Source organism: Bradyrhizobium prioriisuperbiae (assembly GCF_032397745.1).
Taxonomy (GTDB): Bacteria; Pseudomonadota; Alphaproteobacteria; order Rhizobiales; family Xanthobacteraceae; genus Bradyrhizobium_A; species Bradyrhizobium_A prioriisuperbiae.
This window is the reverse complement of sequence record NZ_CP135921.1, coordinates 4,522,328-4,541,269: the sequence shown is the minus strand read 5'-3', so window position 1 is coordinate 4,541,269 and position 18,942 is coordinate 4,522,328. Positions and strand designations below refer to the sequence as shown.

Genomic DNA, 18,942 nt, shown 5'->3' with positions numbered 1-18,942 from the left:
CCTGCTATTGCGCCTGCAGATTGAGCGCGCGCACCATGGCGATGTATTTGTCGCGCTCGCTTTTGAGGAAGGCGTCGGCCTGGTCGACACTCATGGGCTCGAGACGCCGTGAGGCATTGGCCTTGATCCGCGCGAGGTTGTCGTCGCTGGTGTTCCAGACATTCAGCGCCTCGTTCAGTCGCGCGACCACCGGTTCTGGCGTGCCGGGCGGCGCGAACAATGCTGACCAGAGGCTGTATTCGAAACTCCTGAGGCTTGCGCTCTCGCTCATGGTCGGCACATCCGGCAACGCGGGATTGCGCTCAGCACTGGCGACGGCGATCGCCTTGACCTGGCCCGACTGGATCAGGCTGAGGGTCGAGCCCCCCAGCGGCGCAAACGTCAGATCGATGTGGCCGCCGGACATATCGGCCAGCACTGGAGCCACGCCCTTGTAGGGCACTTCCAGGAATTTCGTGTTGGTGCGTCCCTGGAAATCGGCGCCGACAATATGCGGGGTCGAGCCCGTGCCCCAATGCGCCAGGGTCAGCATCTTGCTGCCGGGCTTGCGCGCGTACTCGATCAACTCGTCGATGTTGCGAAAGGACAACGTATTGCTGGACAGCAGGACGAAATCCGAAATGCCGACCACGCCCAGCAACCGGAATTTTTCCGGCTCATACTTTGCAGCCGGCACGACGAATGGCGCGACCAGGAAATCCGTGCCGGTGGTGCCGAGCAGTGTGTAGCCATCGGGAGTGGCCTTGAGCGCGGCCAGAACGCCGATCGAGCCGCTAGCGCCGGGAACGTTCTCGGTGATCAGCGACGGGCCGAGATTGCGCTGGAGCACCACATTCGCGGCGCGCACCGACACATCCGCGGGACCGCCGGCGGGAAACGCCAGCTTGATGGTGATGGGACGGTTGGGATAGCCCTGCGCTTTGACAGCGGGGCTTGTGCACATGACGAAGGCGATCAGCGCCAACCCTTGCATGCAGAGTCTGTTGATTGAGAATATCATTATTGCCCCTGATATTTTTGTTTGACGCGTTTTCTTCACGCCGAGCGGCGTCCACTTCGCTTGAAAACACGACGTCAGCTGCCATGGAATTCCGGCCGGCTGCTGCCGGGCGGACGCTGCATCTCGAACATGTTGTCGGTGGTGACCTCGAAATAGTCGCCACCACGGCCCGCGCGCAGGATGGGACGCGCCAGCGCGGTGTTGTAGACGCCGTCCTGGATCAAGGCCTTGTCGATGTAGACGGCGACGACTTCGCCAAGGACAAACCATCCCTCGACCTTCTCGCCGCGCGCATTCGCCAGTTGCGAGACCTCGATCACCTTGCATTCCATCGCGGCGCGGCTTTCGCCGACCCGCGGCACGGCGACGTGGCGACACGGCACCGGCGTCAATCCCGCCCTCTCGAATTCGCTGACGCCGTGATCGAACGGTGCCGCCGTCATGTTCATGCGTTCGCCCAGATCCATGGTCACCAGATTCCAGACGAATTCGCCGGTCTCGCTGACGTTCTTGACGGTGTCCTTCCACGAGATCGAAGAGAATCCGATGATCGGCGGGTCGTAGAGGAAGGCGTTGAAGAAGCTGTAGGGCGCGAGATTGAGCTGCCCGGCCGCGTTGCGCGACGAAATCCAGCCGATGGGCCGCGGCGCGACAATGGCGTTGAACGGGTTGTGCCGCAGCCCGTGGCCCTTCGCAGGCTCGTAATAATGGAAATCCAACGGATCCATGCATGCCCTCCCGATGTCATGCGTGGCCAGCGGCCCGCACAGTTGGAGGTGACACTAAGTTCTAAATAAGAACTGTCAACGGATTTAACCGGGCCATTGCCAGCGCAAAGTGCCAACGCCCGTTGCATTAATAATGTTATGCAAGTAGATCAGTGAGACCATGGCTTCGGCCCTGCCCTCTGAAATCATCGGCCATTTTAGTTCTTGATCAGAACTTTATGGGCCACGCTCGCTATCCGGCGTAGGCCACCCAGCCTTTGAAGCTTAGCCCCGCATAAAACAAGCTGACGTCGGCAAAGCCTGCATCGCGCAGCATGGCTTCATCGTCCTCGGGCGCCATGATCGACAGTCTGGTGCTCATGGCTTGCCGCGCACTCTCCGCATGAGCGGGGTCGGTGCCGCCATAAGCGACATGACGCGCAAGCCACATCGAGCGCTCGGGCTCGGTTTGCGGGAAACTGATATGAGCGACGACAAAGGGAGCGCCGGGCTTGAGGCGACGGCGAATTTGTTTCAGCGTCGGGAGACGCTGATCGCGCGGGACAAAGTGAAGGGTCAGCACGCACGTGGCGGCATCGAACGGGCCTTCCGGCGCATCGACGATGGTACCTTCGTGAAGGCGCATTCGCGCGGCGTGCGGCCCGACCGTCCGCTCGGCCAGTCTGAGCATGTCGGCCGACGGGTCCACGCCATCGAACGACCATCCGGAATGCGCTTCGGCCAGCGCCTTCAGTTCCAATCCGCCGCCCGCACCCAGGACCAGCACGCGGCCATTCGACGGTGTTCGCTCAGTGAGCAGCAGCGACATCATGCGATGAAGGCCATCAAAGCCCGGAACCTGCCGCGGCGGGCCTTCCGCGTAACAACTGGCGAATTGTGCATCGAAGCAAGAGGAGTTCACGGCCTGTCACCTTGGAACATTGAGATATGGAGCCATCAATAGACGATCGACACCAATTTGTAACTTCAAAAGTTACATAACATGACGAGAAGCCTCGCGTCCAGGCCTTCACGGGTGCAAAGGCTGACAGGTCACCACGTGAACACACCGCGACTTCAATGTAAGCTTCCCGCGCGTTGTGAGCGCAGGTGGGAGACACAGATGGACGATCGAACCATACGGGCGGCGCTGGAACGCCATTGGGCAGCTTCGGACGCGAGCGATTTCGAGGTCGAACACGACATCTACCGGGAGGACGCCGTGCTGCATTATCCGCAATCCGGCGAGCGGATCCGCGGCCGGCGCAACATTCAGCAGAGCCGGTTCCTCCAGCCCAACAGGAAACGTTTCACGGTGCAGCGAATTGTCGGAGGCGGCGATCTCTGGGTCACGGAATACATCCTGACCTATGACGGCACACCATCCTACGTGGTCAGCATCATGGAATTCCGTGACGGACTGGTGGCCAGCGAAACCCAGTATTTCGCCGACCGGTTTGACCCTGCCCCCTCGCGTGTGCATCTTGTCGAACGAGAGGCCTGATATCAGGCGTTAAAAGGAGTTCCGGGTTTGAGTGTTGCCTTCACCAAGGAAGAGAGTGCCGAAACCGCGTCGGAGACCGCGCTGCCCGACCGCCCGGTTTCGCCGCATCCGAACCTTGTGACGGAAGCGGGGTTGAAGGCGCTGGAAGCTCAACTGGCCCAGGCGCGCGAGGCTTACGAGACGGCGCAAAAGATCGATGACGTGAATGAACGGCGGCGGCAATCGGCCAATCCGCTGCGTGATGCGCGCTATTTTGCGACACGGGTTCGAACTGCTCAGGTCATGGCCGCTCCAACGTCAGCCGACACGGTCGCCTTTGGCAGTACCGTGACTTTTTCGCGAGATGATGGCCGCGTCCAAACGTATCGTATCGTGGGAGAAGACGAAGCCGACCCCAAGGCCGGCTCCATTTCCTTCGTCTCGCCGGTGGCCCGGCTGCTGCTGGGCAAGGCTGTCGGCGATGTGGCCGGCCCGCCCGGCCAAGAGCTCGAGATCACCGCGATCGCGTAACACGCTCACACCCAGGATATCGCTGAACGCGACAGCACCCGCTTGTGAAAGAACTGCGCTGAACTATCCCGCAGTCTTCGACGTGAGCCGTGCCCCATCGCTTGCCTTCGATCGTCCGCCGTAGAGGATGGCGAGTTCCGACAGTGCGGCGACCAGGAGCGCGCCCAGAAAAGCGCTGCGCCCGAGGTGGACCAGCATCCATCCCCCGATCACGGGAAATCCAAAGACGCCGATGAAGTAGGACAGCACGAACCATGTCAGTGCGGCGTGGCGATATTTTGCCTCGGTGTCGTTGACCGCCCAGGTCTGGATCACGGAATAGACCAGACCATAGCCGATGCCGGTCAGCACCGCGGACAGGATCTGGAACGCCGGATGGAAACCGACGCCGAACATCGCCACCACGCCAAGGGTCATGGACACCAGCAAACCCGCGGCAAGCTGGTCCTGCGGCAATGACGCCAGGGTGCGCGCCAGCAGCAGGCGGCCGGCAACCACCGTGATGGCGTAGACGGCGAAGAAGGTCGAGGCTTTCGCGGACGTTCCCGCGACCAGGGACGACTGGAAGGTCAACAGGCCGGAAAAGACGCAGGCGCCGAAGCCGACCATCAGGATGGGGCGCACAGATGCGCTGCGCGCAATGACGCCGATCGGGCGCACCCATGACCGCAGCGAGAACGAACGGGGCGCACCGGGCGCCAGCGTGGAGAACACCCACAGCGACAGCCCGGCAACAAGACAGGCAAAACCGACCAGCCGGAATGTCGTCTCGATCGAGAGGCCCGCCTGATCGACGGCCAGGTTGAGGACCAGCGGCCCCCCTCCGATGCCCGCCATCTGGAAGGCGCCGAAGCGTGTGAACCAGAAGCCGCGATCGCTGTCCGTGACACGTTCCGAGAGCGACATCGGCGCACCGACATAAAACATGCCCCAGCCGAGGCCGACCAGGACACCGGACGTCAGCGACACAGCCAGCGTGCCGCCCGTGCTGAAAGCCAGCAGCAGAAAGCCACACCCCACGGCGCAGGATGCGATCGCGCTCAAACGCGCGGCGTCGAAACGCCCGGAGAACCAGCCCACAAGCGGCACACCGATGAAGGTGCCGAGCATGGCGGCCCCGAGGGTCGTGCCGGTGTCGAGGTCGCTGCCGCCATGCGCACGGTAGTAGGCTGACAGCAGGAACGTGGCGCCATAGCCGGCTGCCGCCAGCATGGTGCCGAGAAACAGAAACTGTGCGGACGATTTGCGCATGGGACCTGACCACTCTTGAAAGTGGCCTGACATTATTTAATTATTATAACTTAAAAAGGGCCACTTTCCGATGTCCAAACAGGCCACTTTCCCGAAGACGACTGTCTCGAAGACAACGATGCGGCGCGAGAGCGCGGCGGCCGGTTTTCGGCCCGTGATCGATTCGGCTTTGCCGGTCCCGGCGGTGCGGCAACTCTATTTGCAGCTCCGGGACAGCATCGTCGGAGGCACGCTGCGGGCGGGGGCTCGCCTGCCGTCGACCCGGACGGCGTCCACCGAATGGTCGCTGTCGCGGGGGCTTGTCGCTGAGGCCTATGAGATGCTGATCGCGGAAGGTTATGCGACAGGCAAGCACGGATCGGGAACCTACGTCACCGACAACCTGCCTTTGCCGAAAGTGCAAGGCAATGCCTCCCGCGGCACCAAGGCCGACGGTCGCAAGCGCGGCATTTCCGCGGCCGCGCGACTGGCGTTGAGCCTGGAAACGGCCCCTCCGGCACAGATGGCCTTCGCCACCGGGCGCGTCATTCACGATCAGCGAACGGCGATCCTCCTGAAGCGGCTCGCGCATCGGCACATCGACTATGCCCACGACGGCTATCGCGATCCGCAGGGGGAGTCCGCCTTGAGAGAGGCGGTCGCCGCTTATCTCATGGCATCCAGAGGCGTGCGCTGCGACCCGCGGCAGGTTTTCATCACATCGGGCACCCAGCAAGGACTCGATCTCGCCATTCGCGTGCTGATGTCTCCCGGCGACACCGCGCTGGTCGAAGACCCCTGCTACCCGCCGGCGCGGCAGGCCCTGTTGCTGAACGGCGCACGGATCGTCGGCGTGCCTGTTGATGCGAAGGGGATGGTGACCGAGACGCTCGACGCCTCCGACGGTCCCGCCCCGGCCCTGATCTACGTCACGCCCTCCCATCAATATCCCTGTGGTTCGGCGCTGCCGCTGGCCCGCCGGCTGCAGCTTCTTGCCTTCGCGCAGCAGCGCGGCTGCTGGATCATCGAGGACGACTATGACAGCGAGTTTCGCTATGAGGGCCACCCCATCGCCTCGCTGCAGGGCCTCGATGCCGGCGGCCGCGTGATCTACGCAGGGTCTTTCAGCAAGGCGCTGGTGCCTGGCATCCGGGTCGGTTATCTCGTCGTCCCCGACGATCTGGCCGCCGCATTTCGCGCCGTACGGCCCGTCATCGACCGCTTCCCTGCCCCGCTGCACCAGCTCGTGGTGGCGGACTTCCTGAACGAAGGCTACTTCCCCGCGCACCTGCGGCGTCTGCGCGAAAGTTCGCGCGCCTCGCGCGATCTGCTGTTCGATCTTCTTCAAGAGCGACTTTCGGATCACCTCGTCGCATTGCGCCCCGAGCAGGGCGTTTATCTGACGGCGAACAGCACCGGCACCTGGCAGGATGATCGCGCCCTGGCACACGCAGCCCTCGCAGGTGGCGTGGTCGTGATCCCGATCTCACCGATGCACATCCGCACGCCGCCCGAGCCGCGCTTGCTGCTCGGGTTCTCCGGCCTGACGGCTGCCGAAACCGATCTCGCAACCCGGCGCCTCGCAGAGGTCCTTCAGCGCAGATCGGCGCGAAGATCGCGCACCCCGCGCCCCAGGCGCTGACGCAACAGGGTGCGCAGCGTGGCGCCATCGACATAACCGACTTCGGCCGCGATGGCGTCGAGGTCGAGACCGCTGCCGTGCAGAAGAGATCGCGCGCGCTCGACGCGCAGATCCTGGAAGTAGGCCAGCGGCGATTTGCCGAGCACCGCTTCGCACCGGCGCTGCAAGGTGCGCGCGCTTGTTGCCAGCGCCTTGGCGGCATCCTGCAACGAGAAGCCTGCCTTGAGATTTTTCCGGGACCATTGTTCGAAACGCAGAACAAGCGGGTCTGCCTGTGCCAGATGATTGGGAATGATGTAGGGCGCCTGGGAGGAGCGGATGTCGGCGAGCAGATAACGCGAGACGACAGCGGCCAAGTCCGGACTGGCTCTGCGGATCAGCCAGAGCGCGAGATCAAGGTGCCCCATCGCCGCGCCGGCTGTCACTCCCACATCCGAGGGCACCAGCATGCGCGATTCATCAAGCGAGACATCGGGGTAGCGCTGCCGAAACAGTGGCGCCAGCCACCAGGTGGTGGTGGCTTCCTGATGATCGAGCAGTCCGGTCTCCGCCAGAATGAAGGAGCCGATGCAGGAGGCCGCGAGACGAACGCCGTCATCGTGCCATGCCAGCAGTTGCGCCCTCGCCTGCCTTACATCCGCGCGTGCAAGCGCGGGGACCAGCAAGTCCGGAGTCGACGTCGTCAACGCCGGCACGATCACCCAGTCCGGTTTCAGATCGGGCGTGACGGCCTGCACAGGGATCGCCAGTCCAAGACCAGAGCGCACTTTCTTGCGTACGCCCACGATCGACACATCGAAACGCGGCGTCCCACCCATGTCCCGGGCCGCAAACCGGCTTGCGATGGCGAATGCATCGAGCGCCACGGTGAGCCCGGTGTCGAACAGTCCGTCGAGGGCAAGGATGGCAATGCGCATGGCGTAAATGGCCCTAAAGTTGGCATTTACGACAATACTGGTTTTGCGGCCCCGACGCTAGAACCATCCCTGCCGAACGTCGCAGTGACGTCCGAACAAGGAGATTTCCCATGAAGGTTATGGCTGTCGGAACGATCAACACCCCGCTGACGCCGGAGCTGCGGCAGAAGTACCTGCCGAGCGAAGTCCCCGCCACCCTCAAGCACTATCTCGAGGGCATCATCGAGCAGTTCTGGTTTCGCGAAAATGCCGGACCGATCTTTCTCATGAACGTGGCGTCACTCGAGCAGGCCAAGGCGGCCGTCGAGGCACTGCCGCTGACTGCCGCAAAACTGATGACCTACGAGCTGATGCCGGTCGGCCCGCTCGCCCCGCTGGGCCTGCTGATCCAGGGCAAGTAACGGGCGCGGACATCGTCGGCGCGTCTGACGACGAGCGCGGCGATCTGCCTGAGGTGTTCGATCCCGTCGAGACACCGTTCGATGGGATGACGCCAACGGCAGATCGCCGCGAGACATCCAGCCTACTCCCGCGACAGCGCCGCCACCGGATCCAGGCGCGACGCGTTGCGGGCCGGCATGTAACCGAACGCGATGCCGATGATGGTCGAGGAGACGACGGCGACGACGATCGATGTGGTCGAATAGATCAGCCGAAATCCCACATCGAAGGCGTTGAACGCAGCGCCGAAGCCGAGCGCAAAGCCGACGCCGAGCGCGCCGCCGATCAGGCACACCAGCACGGCTTCGATCAGGAACTGCTGCAGGATATCGGCCTGGCGCGCGCCGACCGCCATCCGCACGCCGATCTCGCTGACACGCTCGGACACCGACACCAGCATGATGTTCATTACGCCGATGCCGCCGACGATCAGCGAGATCACGGCGATGGCGGCCACCAGCAGCGTCAGGATCTGGGTGGTGCTCTGGATGGTGCGGCGGATGTCGTCGGTGTTGAGAATAAAAAAGTCCTTGCCGTTGTGGCGCTCGGTCAGGAGACGCGTGACCGCCTGCTCGGCGTTGTCGGTCGAGGTGGTGTCGCTGACGCGGATGCTGATGCTGCGCAGTGATCGGTCGCCGAGGAAACGCGCCTGCACCGTGGTGTAGGGCAGATAGACCGTGGGATTGGCACTGGAGCCGAAGCCGCCCTGCTGCGGACGGGTGACGCCCACGATACGGCAGGGCACGCGCCCGACCAGGATGATGCGGCCGACCGGGCTTGCCGCGCCGTCGGGAAACAGCGCCTTGCGTGCATTGTCGTCGATCACCGCATCCTGGGCGTAGCTGCGGACGCTATCGGCATCGATGAAGCTGCCTTCGGCGAGCTGGGTGCCTTTGACCTGAAAATACTGCTCGCCGACGCCGCTGACCTGCGCGCTGGCCTCGATCGCACCAAACCGCAGCGTGCTCGAGGTCGACACCGTCGGCGTCACCGCAGCCACATACGGCTGCTGCGCCAGTATGCGCGCATCCGCCAGCACCAGGGTTTTGATCTTGCCCGAGCGGGTGTCGCCGAAATCCTTGCCTGGAAAGACCTCGAGCGTATTGGTGCCGAGGCTGTTGATGTTGGCAAGCACCCGCTCCTGCGAGCCGGAGCCCAGCGCGACCACGCAGACCACCGACATCACGCCGATGATGATGCCGAGCATGGTCAGGAACGCGCGCAGGCGATGGGCGTTCATCGACAGCAGCGCCATGCGCAGCGCTTCGCGGAAGCGGCCCCATCCGGCATACCAGCCTGATGCCGCCGCCGCGGCACGCGCGGCCGCGCGGCCCGCTGTCATGGCGGCACGCCCGCCGGGATTGGGCTGGTCCGATATCACCTTGCCGTCGTGCATCTCGATGATGCGCCGGGCGCGGCGGGCCACCGCCATGTCATGGGTGACGATGATCACAGTGCGGCCTTCGGTGTGGATCTCGTCCAGGATGCGCAGCACCTCCTCGCCGCTGCGGCTGTCAAGCGCGCCGGTCGGCTCGTCCGCCAGGATCACGTCGGCGCCGTTGATGAGGGCGCGGGCAATGGAGACGCGCTGCTGCTGGCCGCCCGAGAGCTGCCCCGGGGTGTGCGTCTGGCGGTTGGCCATGCCGAGGCGCGCGAGCAGGCGCGCCGCCTGATCGCGGCGCTGAGTGGACGACAGGCCGGCGTACACCGCCGGCATTTCCACATTGCCGATCGCGGTGAGTTCGCCGAACAGGTGATAGCGCTGGAAGATGAAGCCGAAATGCTCGCGCCGCAATTCGGCGAGCTCGTCCATGGTCAGCGCCCCGACATCGCGCCCGGTGATGCGGTAGTGACCGGAGGTCGGCTGGTCGAGACAACCGAGGATGTTCATCAGTGTCGACTTGCCGGAACCGGACGCGCCTACGATCGCGACCATCTCGCCGGCCGCAATGCGGATGTCGACGTGATCGAGCGCGACAACGGTGGAGTCGCCGGACGCATAGACGCGGCAGAGCTGGTCAAGAACGATCAGGGGCTCGGTCATGTCACATCCCCGGCCCCGGCGGGCCCGGCATGGTCTTCGACGCAGCGTCCGTGTCTGTGGTGCCGACCACCACCTGCTCGCCGGCGGCAAGACCGCTGCGGATCTCGGCCCTGATCTTGTTGTTGAGGCCGACCTTGACATTGCGCGCAACGACGGCGCCGGAGGGCTCGACCACCCTGACGTTGGTGGTGCCGTCGACTCTAGTCTCAGCAAGCGCCGCGGCGGGAATGGTCAGCACATTCTGCGCCTCGCCGAGCACGATGTGCACCTCGGCTGTCATGTAGGTGCGCAGGTCACCATCGGGATTCGGCACGTTGAAGATGCCGTTATAGTAGATCGCGGACGTGGAGGATGACGACGAGGAGCTGCTGCTGGTCGAGGAGGAGGAGGTGGTGGTGGTGAAGCTGCTGTCGGTCTTCACCGACTCCGGCGCCGGCTCGATGAAGGCGAGGCTCGCATGGTAGCGATGCCCGGGATCGCCGAGAATGGTGAAATAGACCTTCTGTCCCGGCCTCACCCGCACCACGTCGGCTTCGGAAATCTCGGCGCGCACCGTCATGCTGTCGACCTGTCCCAGCACGATGATGGTCGGCGCCGACTGCACGGCGTTGACGGTCTGGCCCTCCTGGGTGACGATGGAGAGCACGGTGCCGTCGATCGGCGCCGTGATGCGGGTGTAGGCGAGATTGACGCGGGCCGTTTCGATGGCGACCTCGGCCTCGATGATCTGGGCGTCGAGCTGGGCAATCTGCGCTCGCGTGGTCGCCACATTGGCCTCCGCAGTGTCATAGTCGGCGCGCGACGACGCTTTCTGCGCCAGGGTCGTCTGCTGGCGCGCGAGATTGGCCTCATACAGCGCGAGTGTCGCCTCCTTCTCCGCCCGCTGGGCGCGGGTGTTCTGCAGCGCTGCCTCGTTGGTGCGCAGCGTGTTCTGCTGGGTCACGGAATCGATCTCGGCAATGGGCTGGCCAGCCCTGACCTTCTCACCGAGCGCGACCTTCAGCGACACCACGCGGCCGGAGACCTGCGCGCCCACCGCCACCAGCTTGACCGGCTTCAGGGTGCCGGTCGCCAGCACGGTCTGCTCGATGTCAGCGCGCGTGACCAGCGCCGTCAAAAGATTTGTGGCTGGCTTCGAGAACAGCAGCGCCTTGACGCCCCAGCCGATTGCAATCACTGCCAGCACGGCGGCTACCAGCAGCATGCGCCGCCGCGCGGGCCTGCGGCGCGGCGGCGGCGCGACCGGGGTGTCGCCCGACGGCCGCGGCGCGAACTCGGCGCGCAGCACGTGATCTGTGTCCTCAATCTTGGCCACGTTGCTCATGATGGCATCATCAGATGTTCGGGTGTCCGGGTATGCATGCGCATCACAAGCCTCTGGCCAGATGGGGACCGGTGTCGGCATCCACCACCTCCGGCCGGCTCGCGTCGATCGCGCCGTCCCAGCCGCCCCCCAGCGCTTTCGCCAGCGCGACATAGTTCTTCGCCATGGTGACCCGGCTCTGCAGCAGCGCGTCCTCGGCCGAGAACTGCGAGCGCTCGGCATCGAGCACGTCGAGGAAGCTGCTGGAGCCGCTCTCGTAGAGCGAGCGCGACAGCCGCGCGGCCTCGCCGTAGCGCTGCGCCGCCTCAGCCAGGCTGCGGATCCGGATGCGCTCCTGGGCCAGCGCGACGGTTGAGTTCTCGACATCCTCCAGCGCCGTGAGCACGGCGCTGCGCCAGGCGACGTGATACTGGTCGCGCTGGGCCTGCGCGACCTCGACCGCGGCGCGCAGCTTGCCGGCGTTGAAGATGGGAACGCTCAGCGTCGGACCGACCGACCAGCCGATGGTCGAGCTCTTGCCGAGATCGCCGAGCTTGAGCGCCGTGGTCGATACCGATCCGCTGAGGCTGACATCGGGATAGAGCGCCGCTTCCGCCTGGCCGATCTTGGCGGTGTATTGCGCAAGCTGCCGCTCGGCCTTGCGCACGTCCGGCCGCAGGGTCAGCACATCGGCCGGAATGCCCTTCGGCAACGGCAAGCGCGGCGCCGGGATCGGCGTGGCCCGCGCAAGCCGCGACGCCAGCGCGACAGGTTCGCGCCCCAGCAGCACGCCGAGCCGATGCACGGCTTCCTTGTAGGAGGTCTCGCTGGTGGGAATCGTGGCCTCGGTGCTGGCGGCCTGCGCCACCGCTTTTGCGGTGTCGACCGCGGACGCAGAACCTGCATTGAACTTGTTCTGGGTCAGCGCCGCCGTTGCGCGCTGCGAGGCGGCGGTGCGCCGCGCCAGCGCCACGCGGGCCTGGTCGCCGCGGGCTTCGATGTAGTAGGAGGCGACGTCGCCGATCAAAGTGAGCATCGTGGCACGCAAATCGTCCTCGGATGCATCCACGTTGTATGTGGCAGCTTCCACCGCGCGGCGGTTAGCGCCGAACAGATCGAGCTCCCAGCTCGCATCGAAGCCGGACTGGAACTGATTGAAGCTGGAGGCGCCGACGCCAGCGCTGGCAGCGCTACTCTGGTTGGCGGTCGCCGATCCGGAGCCGGTGATCTGTGGAAACAGCGCGCCGACGGCCTGCCGCCGCGACGCCCGCGCCTCGCGGATGCGCGCCTTCGCGGCGGCCACATCGAGATTGCCCTGCACAGCTTCCTCGATCAGCCGGTCGAGCAACGGATCGTTCAGCCGGCGCCACCACTGCGCCAGCACGGGCGCGGGCTGCGGCTGCGCGCTCTTGTCGTCACTCCAGCGCATAGGCAATGCGATCGACGAGCTCTGGTAGTCGGGCCCGACGGCGCAGCCGGCCAGCAGCGCGATGACGGCAAGCAGCACAAGAACACGGGCCGCACGAGCAAAAGCTTTCATTGTAACCTGGCAACATCCATCAATCTCATCGCCGCGGCGGCCCGCACTGCGGCGGCAGCCTGTCGTTGTCCTCGGCACAGCGGCGGATCGCGCCACCCTAGGATGCGGGCCGCAGGCCCGGGATTAAGAAACAATAAGAGAGGTCTCGCCCGCCAAAACCCGCGACATATTCCGGCCATTTTCGAGCCCGCCCTTAACAAAACGACACAATTGCACGCTGCTCATAAGCCACGGATGGCTCTAAACTGCCGCGATGCTGGCTCTTGAACACGACGTGCTCCCCACTCCCGCCACCCAGGCGCGCATTCTCTGCGTCGAGGATGACCCGGAGATTGCGCACATGCTGAGCGATGTGCTCGAAGACAATGGCTTCGCGCCGATGTTTGCCGGCACGGCCTCGGAGATGGATGCGCTGCTCCAGCGCGAGAGCATCGACCTCGTGGTGCTCGATGTCATGCTGCCGGGCGAGGACGGCCTCAGCATCTGCCGCCGGCTGCGACAATGGTCGTCGATCCCGATCATCATGGTGACGGCGCGGGGCGAAGACCTCGACCGCATCCTCGGCCTCGAACTCGGCGCCGACGACTATGTGACCAAGCCGTTCAATTCGCGCGAGTTGATGGCCCGCATCCGCGCGCTGCTGCGCCGCGCGGACAGCGGCGCGGCAACAATGCGGCACCGTGCCCGCCCGCTGACCTTCGCCGGATGGCGCATCGATCCCACCCGGCGCGAATTGCACGATCCCACCGGTGTGCGGATCACGCTGACCAGCGCCGAATTCGATCTCCTGCTGGCGTTCTGCCGCCACCCCGGACAGGTGCTGTCGCGCGAGCAGCTGATCGATCTCGCGCAGGGTGGCCTCGCCGGGCCGGTCGAACGCAGCATCGATGTCCATATCAGCCGCATCCGGCAGAAGATCGAACCCGATCCGCAGGACCGCTCCATGATCAAGACGGTGCGGCTGGGCGGCTATCTGTTCACGCCCGTGGTGGAGCCGGCATGATGGCCGGCCTGATGACCGGCCAAATCACAAGTGACATGACTGATTTGCCTCCTGCTCCGATGACCAGCCGGATGAATTGGGCGCGGCACCTGATGCCGCGCAGCATCACGGCCCAGATCACCGGCCTTGTCGCCATCGCCGTGCTGCTCGGCATCACCCTGGTGGTGGCGGTCATCTGGCTGCTGTTCGATCCGCCCTCGCGCGACGATAACCCGATGTTCGCGGCCGGACGCGTCACCGAGATCACGCGGCTGATCCGTGCGGCGAAAAGCCCTGCCGATGCCGACGCGCTGCTCGCCGCGATCCAGCGCAACGATCTTCAGGTCAGGCGCGTCGCCCTGACCGACCTGATGCCGGCCACAGCCGACAGCCGGCCTCTCATCGGACGCCTCGCGCTGCGGCCGCTGGAGGCGCAGTCGGATATCGAACTGCTCGAGGGCCTGCGCGACCCCGGCGGCCCGTCCGGGCAGATCATCACCCGACTCGACGCCGGCCATGCCCTGGTGGTCGGCATTCCCCTGGAGGCCAGCATCTGGCCGCTCCTGCTCACGCCGACGGCGCTGCTGGTGATCATTGTCATGTTCTCCATGCTGCTGCTGTCGCTTTATGCGGTGCGCTGGGTGATCGCGCCGCTGGCCGATGTCGCCAGCGCCGCCGCCGCATTCGGCCGCTCGCCGCAGGCCCATGGTGCGCTGAGCCGGCGCGGCCCGCGCGAGATCATGCAGGTCACCGACGCACTCAACGACATGCGCACCCGCATCCGCGGCCTGCTCGACGACCGAACCCGGATGCTGGCGGCGATCAGCCACGACCTGCGCACGCCGCTGACGCGCTTGAGGCTGCGCACCGAGCGCGTCGGCCAGGACAGCCTGCGCAACGCCATGCTCAGCGACCTCACCAATGTGAGCCGCATGCTCGACGAGACGCTGGAGTATCTGCGCGACCACACCCGCTCGGAGGCGATATCGCGCATCGACCTGCCGAGCTTCCTGCAGACCATCTGCTCGGACTTCGCTGACACCGGACACGCGGTGCGCTACGCGGGGCCGCCGCGGCTGTCCTATACCTGCCGGCCGCGCGCGCTGTCGCGCGCCGTCACCAACATCGTGGAGAATGCAGTCAAGCACGCCCACACCGTGACGGTGGCGCTCCACACCGAAGCGGGCGATTCCGTCACCATCGAGGTGTCCGATGACGGCCCCGGTATTCCCGCCGCGCTGCGCGACAAGGTGTTCGAGCCGTTCTTCAAGGTCGACAACGCACGGCGCGAAAGCAGCGGCGGCTTCGGCCTGGGCCTGTCGATCGCGCAGGAGATCATCCAGCGGCACGGTGGCCGCATCGAAATGCGCCCGGCCGAGCCCTCCGGCCTGCGGGTGCTGATGGTGCTGCCGTCAGCCACATCGCCTCAGGAAGTTTAGAGCAACCAGGCCCAAGCCGGTGCCCCGCGCAGCGGAGCCATGCCCATCCGCCGACGATTTCCGGTCGCCCCCGGTGCCATAAGATGCAACAAGGAGCGGTGACGGACGAGAGTTGACCGATGGCCCATGCATTAAACCGAGACACCGCCCCCGACAGCTCGACCGCGGTCGCACCGAACCGGCCCGACTTCGACAGCGAAGCGGTGTGGAATGCACGGGAGGATCTCGCCGCCTGCTTCCGTTTCGCTCACCGCCTCGGCATGCATGAAGGCATCTGCAACCACTTTTCCGCGGTGCTGCCCGGCTATGACGACGTATTCCTGGTGAACCCCTACGGCTACGCCTTCAGCGAACTCACTGCGGCGCATCTGCTGATCTGCGATTTCCACGGCAACGTGCTCTCGGGCAAGGGAACGCCGGAAGCCACCGCCTTCTTCATCCATGCGCGGCTGCACATGAAGGTGCCACGCGCCCGGGTGGCGTTCCACACCCATATGCCGCACGCCACCGCGCTGTGCATGGTCGAGGGCGAGCCGCTGGTGTTCGCCGGCCAGACCGCGCTGAAATTCTACGACCGCACGACGGTGGATCGCGACTACAACGGCCTCGCCCTCGATAGCCGCGAAGGCGACCGCATCGCGGCGTCGGTGGGCGATGCCGACATCGTGTTCATGAAGCACCACGGCGTGATGGTCCTCGGCAACAGCATCGCGGAAGCCTGGGACGACCTGTATTATCTGGAACGGGCCTGCGAAGTGCAGTGCATCGCCATGTCCACCGGACGCCCGATTGTCCCGGTCGCCCCGGAGATTGCCTCAGTCACCGCCAAACAGATGCGCGAAGGCGACAGGGAATCCGCGCGGCTGCACTTGGACAGCATGAGGCGCATTCTGGATCGGGAAGAGCCGGCTTACAGGAGCCGGGGCTAGAGCCATTTCCGTTCCGATAGAATCGGAACGGGGCTCTAGATTCTAGTTTTGACGCGTTTTCTTGACGCGAACCGGTGCCCACTTCGCTGGAAAACGCTCTAATCTACCCTCACACTCAGCACGCAGGGCGGATCAGCCGAAAGGCGTAATCCGCCATTCCTGACCCGCCCCACGGACCTGACCCCGATGACCGAAGACGAACCGACCGACGAGATGTCCGAGATCGAAGCGCGGATCGAGGAGCTTGCCGAGAGCGCCGAACGCAGCAGGCGGATTATTTTCGGATCGAAGCTGGCGATCGGCGGTGGGTTTGCGTTGTTGCTCGTCACGCTGCTCGGCTTGTTCGGACTGGATGCGACCGCAGCCCTCTGGTCGATTGCGCTGGTGCTTGGCGGCATCGTGTCGCTCGGATCGAATGTCAGCACCTTGCGACAGACCGAGGCCGCCATCACCGCCGCCGAGACGCGCCGTGCGGGCCTGATCGGCAGGATCCATCTGCGCGTGGTTGGCGACGCGCCGATGAAATTGATGTGACGCGGCGGTTGGCTACGGACATTGCCGCTGTGACCGCCCGGCGGCATCTGGAAAGCGTGAGGCGGGTTCTGGATCGGGAAGAGCCGGCGTACCGCAGCCGGGACTGACTCTCCCTGAGGCTCGAGGCGCGTCTCCCACACCCGGCGTCATCGCCCGGCCGCAGGACCGGGCGATCCAGTATCCGGGAGCGGGCGTGGTGACAGGATGCCGCCCAGCGTGATGTCGGCATCGGACTCTCGTTCCGTGGACTTGCCCAGGCCATGGCGGCGCTCGGCAAGGATTAACGAATCCCATCGGCGAGTGGCGCCATGTCGCTCCGTGTCGGCCGGCGCTACACGAGCACGCGCTGGTCGCGGTAGGACTTCCCGCCACGCGAGAGCGTGACCGAGCCACCGCGCGCTTCGATGACGGGCAATGCAGCCAGCGCATTCACCACATGATGCATGGTCGGAAGGTCCGACCAGCTTGCCTTGTGGAAGCGCACCAAACCCGCGCCCGCCTGGCGTTGCTCGATATGATTGTCCGGATCGCCAGCCGGCGTAAGCGTCACCTGGCATAGATCCGCCTCGCCCCAGGCGCCCGTGCGCGGCTTGTATTTCAGCATTAGGGTTCCGTCCGAAGCAGCACCTTGCCGATCCGGCTCCGCGTCATGCAACTGCGAAACCTCGAGCTCGAGAAAGCGGAATCCCATCCAGCCCGCGGTACAGATCTGGGCCCCATTCCACCGACGCGGCTCTGCGATCTCGGCATAGAGTTTGGGATGCCCGATCTCGTCACGCCCGGTGATGATCGGATCGGCGAGATTCTCCCAGACAACGGCCAGAAACTTGCCGGTGGCGCGATCCCGGCGGCCTGTGAACGTCGCCGGCCAGCCGACCCAGATCATGGTGTAGCCCCGCCCCGCGAGCCAGTCGATGTCCGTCATGTGATGACATTCAACCGTGACCACCGGTTCGCCGGAGAGACGGAAGCCATCGGGCAGATGCTGTTCCAGAACCTCCGGATCGGTCAGGAAACTCGCCACGACCGACAGCGTTCGCCGGCTCCGCTTCGGGTCGACCACGATATCATCGGGCAACTGGCGCGGTCCGTACGCCGGTCCGAAATGCGTCGGCATCCGATAGATGCGTCCGGCCTCAAACCGATAGGTCATTGATCGTCTCCTTCTTCATACACCGTATGTTTGACATACTTGTCAAACTTGACATTACTGTCAAGAATGAAGTATCTGCCCCCATGGTCGGCACGCGACAATTCGATGAAGACGCCCTGCTGGAGGCCGCCCTCGAAACCTTCTGGCAGAACGGATTCGTCGCGACATCCATGATCGACATGGCGGAAGCCACGGGCGTTCAACGCGGCAGCCTTTACAATGCCTATGGCGACAAGGAGCGGCTGTTCCTGCTTGCCTTCGAACGCTACGCAAGCCGCTTTCTCGATTTTGTCGGGCAAATGCTGTCGGACCCCGATCCCGTGGTCGCGCTGACAACTTTGTTCAAGGGTGTCATCGCCAACATGAGCGAAGGCGCCCCGTCGCGTGGCTGCCTGACGACCAAGACGGCGCTCGAACTGCCGCTCGCCGGCAAGGCGATCGAAGCCCGGGTCAAGCAGCTGCTGGAAGATCTCACCGCACTGATCCGGGATGCGCTTTCGACCCCGGCCACGCGACGAAAGCTCAGTTGCGATCCCGATGCCGCCGCGGAGCTTGTGGTGACCTTCACCCGCGGACTGGCGGTGATGGAGCGCGCCTATCGCGATCCCCGGCACCTGGAAAAGATGTCGGAGCAATTCGTGCGCATCCTGGTGCCGGACACCAAGCGCCGTCGCAGATCGTGACAACGCGCGTCATCATTAAGCACGACTCTCGTTTTGTCGCAGACGAGTATGCGATTGTCACACCAGCGTCATTTCATTCGCGGAATTGCACACGCGCGCAACTGCGTTCCCGCATCATTGCCGTGCCGTTCGCGATCGGTGCCATGATCGTTCGCGCGGAACACGAAATCCGGATGCAGGAACGAAACGCGTCCGATCCATAACGGCGATCGATTCGAAAAATCAACGTTATCCAAAAGACATCTTCCATTCGCCGCAACGTCATATCGCATCGTTCGAAAGTCGTACGATTGGACGTATCTTCTGTCTCTCTCGCACATGCAAGATTTTCTTCAGAGTTTCGTTACGAGTCCGATGTTAGTCGGCGGCCGTGGCGGGGGCCAA

The 18,942-nt window shown here is 64.6% G+C and carries 18 protein-coding genes; 9 read left to right on the top strand and 9 right to left on the bottom strand.

The annotated features are described in order from the left end of the window. Positions 1–4: 4 nt before the first annotated feature. The 3 genes from RS897_RS21360 to RS897_RS21350 all read right to left on the bottom strand — a co-directional run bounded on the left by RS897_RS21360 (position 5) and on the right by RS897_RS21350 (position 2,539). Entirely contained in the window at positions 5–973 is a 969-nt protein-coding gene (locus RS897_RS21360) for a Bug family tripartite tricarboxylate transporter substrate binding protein (protein WP_315838486.1), read from the bottom strand. Positions 974–1,074: 101 nt separating this feature from the next. Then, positions 1,075–1,728 carry a flavin reductase family protein gene (locus RS897_RS21355; RefSeq protein WP_315838485.1) on the bottom strand — a complete coding sequence of 218 codons (654 nt, stop codon included), beginning with the start codon at positions 1,726–1,728 and terminating at the stop codon, positions 1,075–1,077. 232 nt (positions 1,729–1,960) lie between these two features. Next, the gene (locus tag RS897_RS21350) at positions 1,961–2,539 is read right to left on the bottom strand and encodes a class I SAM-dependent methyltransferase (RefSeq protein ID WP_407654525.1); all 579 of its coding nucleotides are present in this window, start codon (positions 2,537–2,539) and stop codon (positions 1,961–1,963) included. 291 nt (positions 2,540–2,830) lie between these two features. Between RS897_RS21350 and RS897_RS21345 the strand changes: the two genes are divergently transcribed. Beyond that, the gene (locus RS897_RS21345) at positions 2,831–3,211 is read left to right on the top strand and encodes a nuclear transport factor 2 family protein (protein WP_315838483.1); all 381 of its coding nucleotides are present in this window, start codon (positions 2,831–2,833) and stop codon (positions 3,209–3,211) included. A gap of 27 nt (positions 3,212–3,238) precedes the next feature. Further along, the gene (gene greA / locus RS897_RS21340) at positions 3,239–3,721 is read left to right on the top strand and encodes a transcription elongation factor GreA (protein WP_315838482.1); all 483 of its coding nucleotides are present in this window, start codon (positions 3,239–3,241) and stop codon (positions 3,719–3,721) included. Positions 3,722–3,784: 63 nt separating this feature from the next. Here the strand turns inward: greA and RS897_RS21335 are convergent, their stop codons facing one another. Continuing rightward, positions 3,785–4,972 carry an MFS transporter gene (locus tag RS897_RS21335; protein ID WP_407654524.1) on the bottom strand — a complete coding sequence of 396 codons (1,188 nt, stop codon included), beginning with the start codon at positions 4,970–4,972 and terminating at the stop codon, positions 3,785–3,787. 118 nt (positions 4,973–5,090) lie between these two features. On the opposite strand from RS897_RS21335, the gene pdxR reads away from it, so the two are divergent. Beyond that, positions 5,091–6,593: a MocR-like pyridoxine biosynthesis transcription factor PdxR gene (pdxR, locus tag RS897_RS21330; RefSeq protein ID WP_315838480.1), complete on the top strand. Its 1,503-nt coding sequence runs from the start codon at positions 5,091–5,093 to the stop codon at positions 6,591–6,593. Here pdxR and RS897_RS21325 read toward each other — a convergent pair. Then, entirely contained in the window at positions 6,545–7,510 is a 966-nt protein-coding gene (locus RS897_RS21325) for a GlxA family transcriptional regulator (protein ID WP_315838479.1), read from the bottom strand. The genes pdxR and RS897_RS21325 overlap by 49 nt on opposite strands. A 110-nt stretch (positions 7,511–7,620) precedes the next feature. Between RS897_RS21325 and RS897_RS21320 the strand changes: the two genes are divergently transcribed. Then, positions 7,621–7,911 carry a hypothetical protein gene (locus RS897_RS21320; protein WP_315838478.1) on the top strand — a complete coding sequence of 97 codons (291 nt, stop codon included), beginning with the start codon at positions 7,621–7,623 and terminating at the stop codon, positions 7,909–7,911. Positions 7,912–8,033: 122 nt separating this feature from the next. Here the strand turns inward: RS897_RS21320 and RS897_RS21315 are convergent, their stop codons facing one another. From RS897_RS21315 to RS897_RS21305, 3 genes are all read right to left on the bottom strand, one after another. After that, complete coding sequence (locus RS897_RS21315) at positions 8,034–9,995, bottom strand: MacB family efflux pump subunit (RefSeq protein ID WP_315838477.1); 1,962 nt, start codon at positions 9,993–9,995, stop codon at positions 8,034–8,036. A gap of 1 nt (position 9,996) precedes the next feature. Next, complete coding sequence (locus RS897_RS21310; protein WP_315838708.1) at positions 9,997–11,199, bottom strand: efflux RND transporter periplasmic adaptor subunit; 1,203 nt, start codon at positions 11,197–11,199, stop codon at positions 9,997–9,999. 163 nt (positions 11,200–11,362) lie between these two features. Next, positions 11,363–12,838, bottom strand: a complete 1,476-nt coding sequence (locus RS897_RS21305) for an efflux transporter outer membrane subunit (protein WP_315838476.1) — start codon at positions 12,836–12,838, stop codon at positions 11,363–11,365. Between the two features lie 253 nt (positions 12,839–13,091). Between RS897_RS21305 and RS897_RS21300 the strand changes: the two genes are divergently transcribed. The 4 genes from RS897_RS21300 to RS897_RS21285 all read left to right on the top strand — a co-directional run bounded on the left by RS897_RS21300 (position 13,092) and on the right by RS897_RS21285 (position 16,722). Then, entirely contained in the window at positions 13,092–13,841 is a 750-nt protein-coding gene (locus RS897_RS21300) for a response regulator (protein ID WP_315838475.1), read from the top strand. A gap of 35 nt (positions 13,842–13,876) precedes the next feature. Continuing rightward, entirely contained in the window at positions 13,877–15,259 is a 1,383-nt protein-coding gene (locus RS897_RS21295) for a sensor histidine kinase (RefSeq protein WP_315838474.1), read from the top strand. A gap of 119 nt (positions 15,260–15,378) precedes the next feature. Continuing rightward, complete coding sequence (locus tag RS897_RS21290; protein WP_315838473.1) at positions 15,379–16,188, top strand: aldolase; 810 nt, start codon at positions 15,379–15,381, stop codon at positions 16,186–16,188. Between the two features lie 186 nt (positions 16,189–16,374). Continuing rightward, on the top strand, positions 16,375–16,722 hold the full coding sequence (locus RS897_RS21285) for a hypothetical protein (protein WP_315838472.1): 348 nt from the start codon (positions 16,375–16,377) through the stop codon (positions 16,720–16,722). A gap of 331 nt (positions 16,723–17,053) precedes the next feature. Here RS897_RS21285 and RS897_RS21280 read toward each other — a convergent pair whose 3' ends face one another. Continuing rightward, positions 17,054–17,875, bottom strand: coding sequence for an acetoacetate decarboxylase family protein (locus tag RS897_RS21280; protein WP_315838471.1), 822 nt, complete (start codon positions 17,873–17,875; stop codon positions 17,054–17,056). An 83-nt stretch (positions 17,876–17,958) separates the two neighbouring features. Here RS897_RS21280 and RS897_RS21275 point away from each other — a divergent pair, with 83 nt between their 5' ends. Then, positions 17,959–18,558 (top strand): TetR/AcrR family transcriptional regulator, encoded by a 600-nt coding sequence (locus tag RS897_RS21275; RefSeq protein WP_315838470.1) that lies wholly within the window; start codon positions 17,959–17,961, stop codon positions 18,556–18,558. The last annotated feature ends 384 nt before the right edge of the window (positions 18,559–18,942 follow it).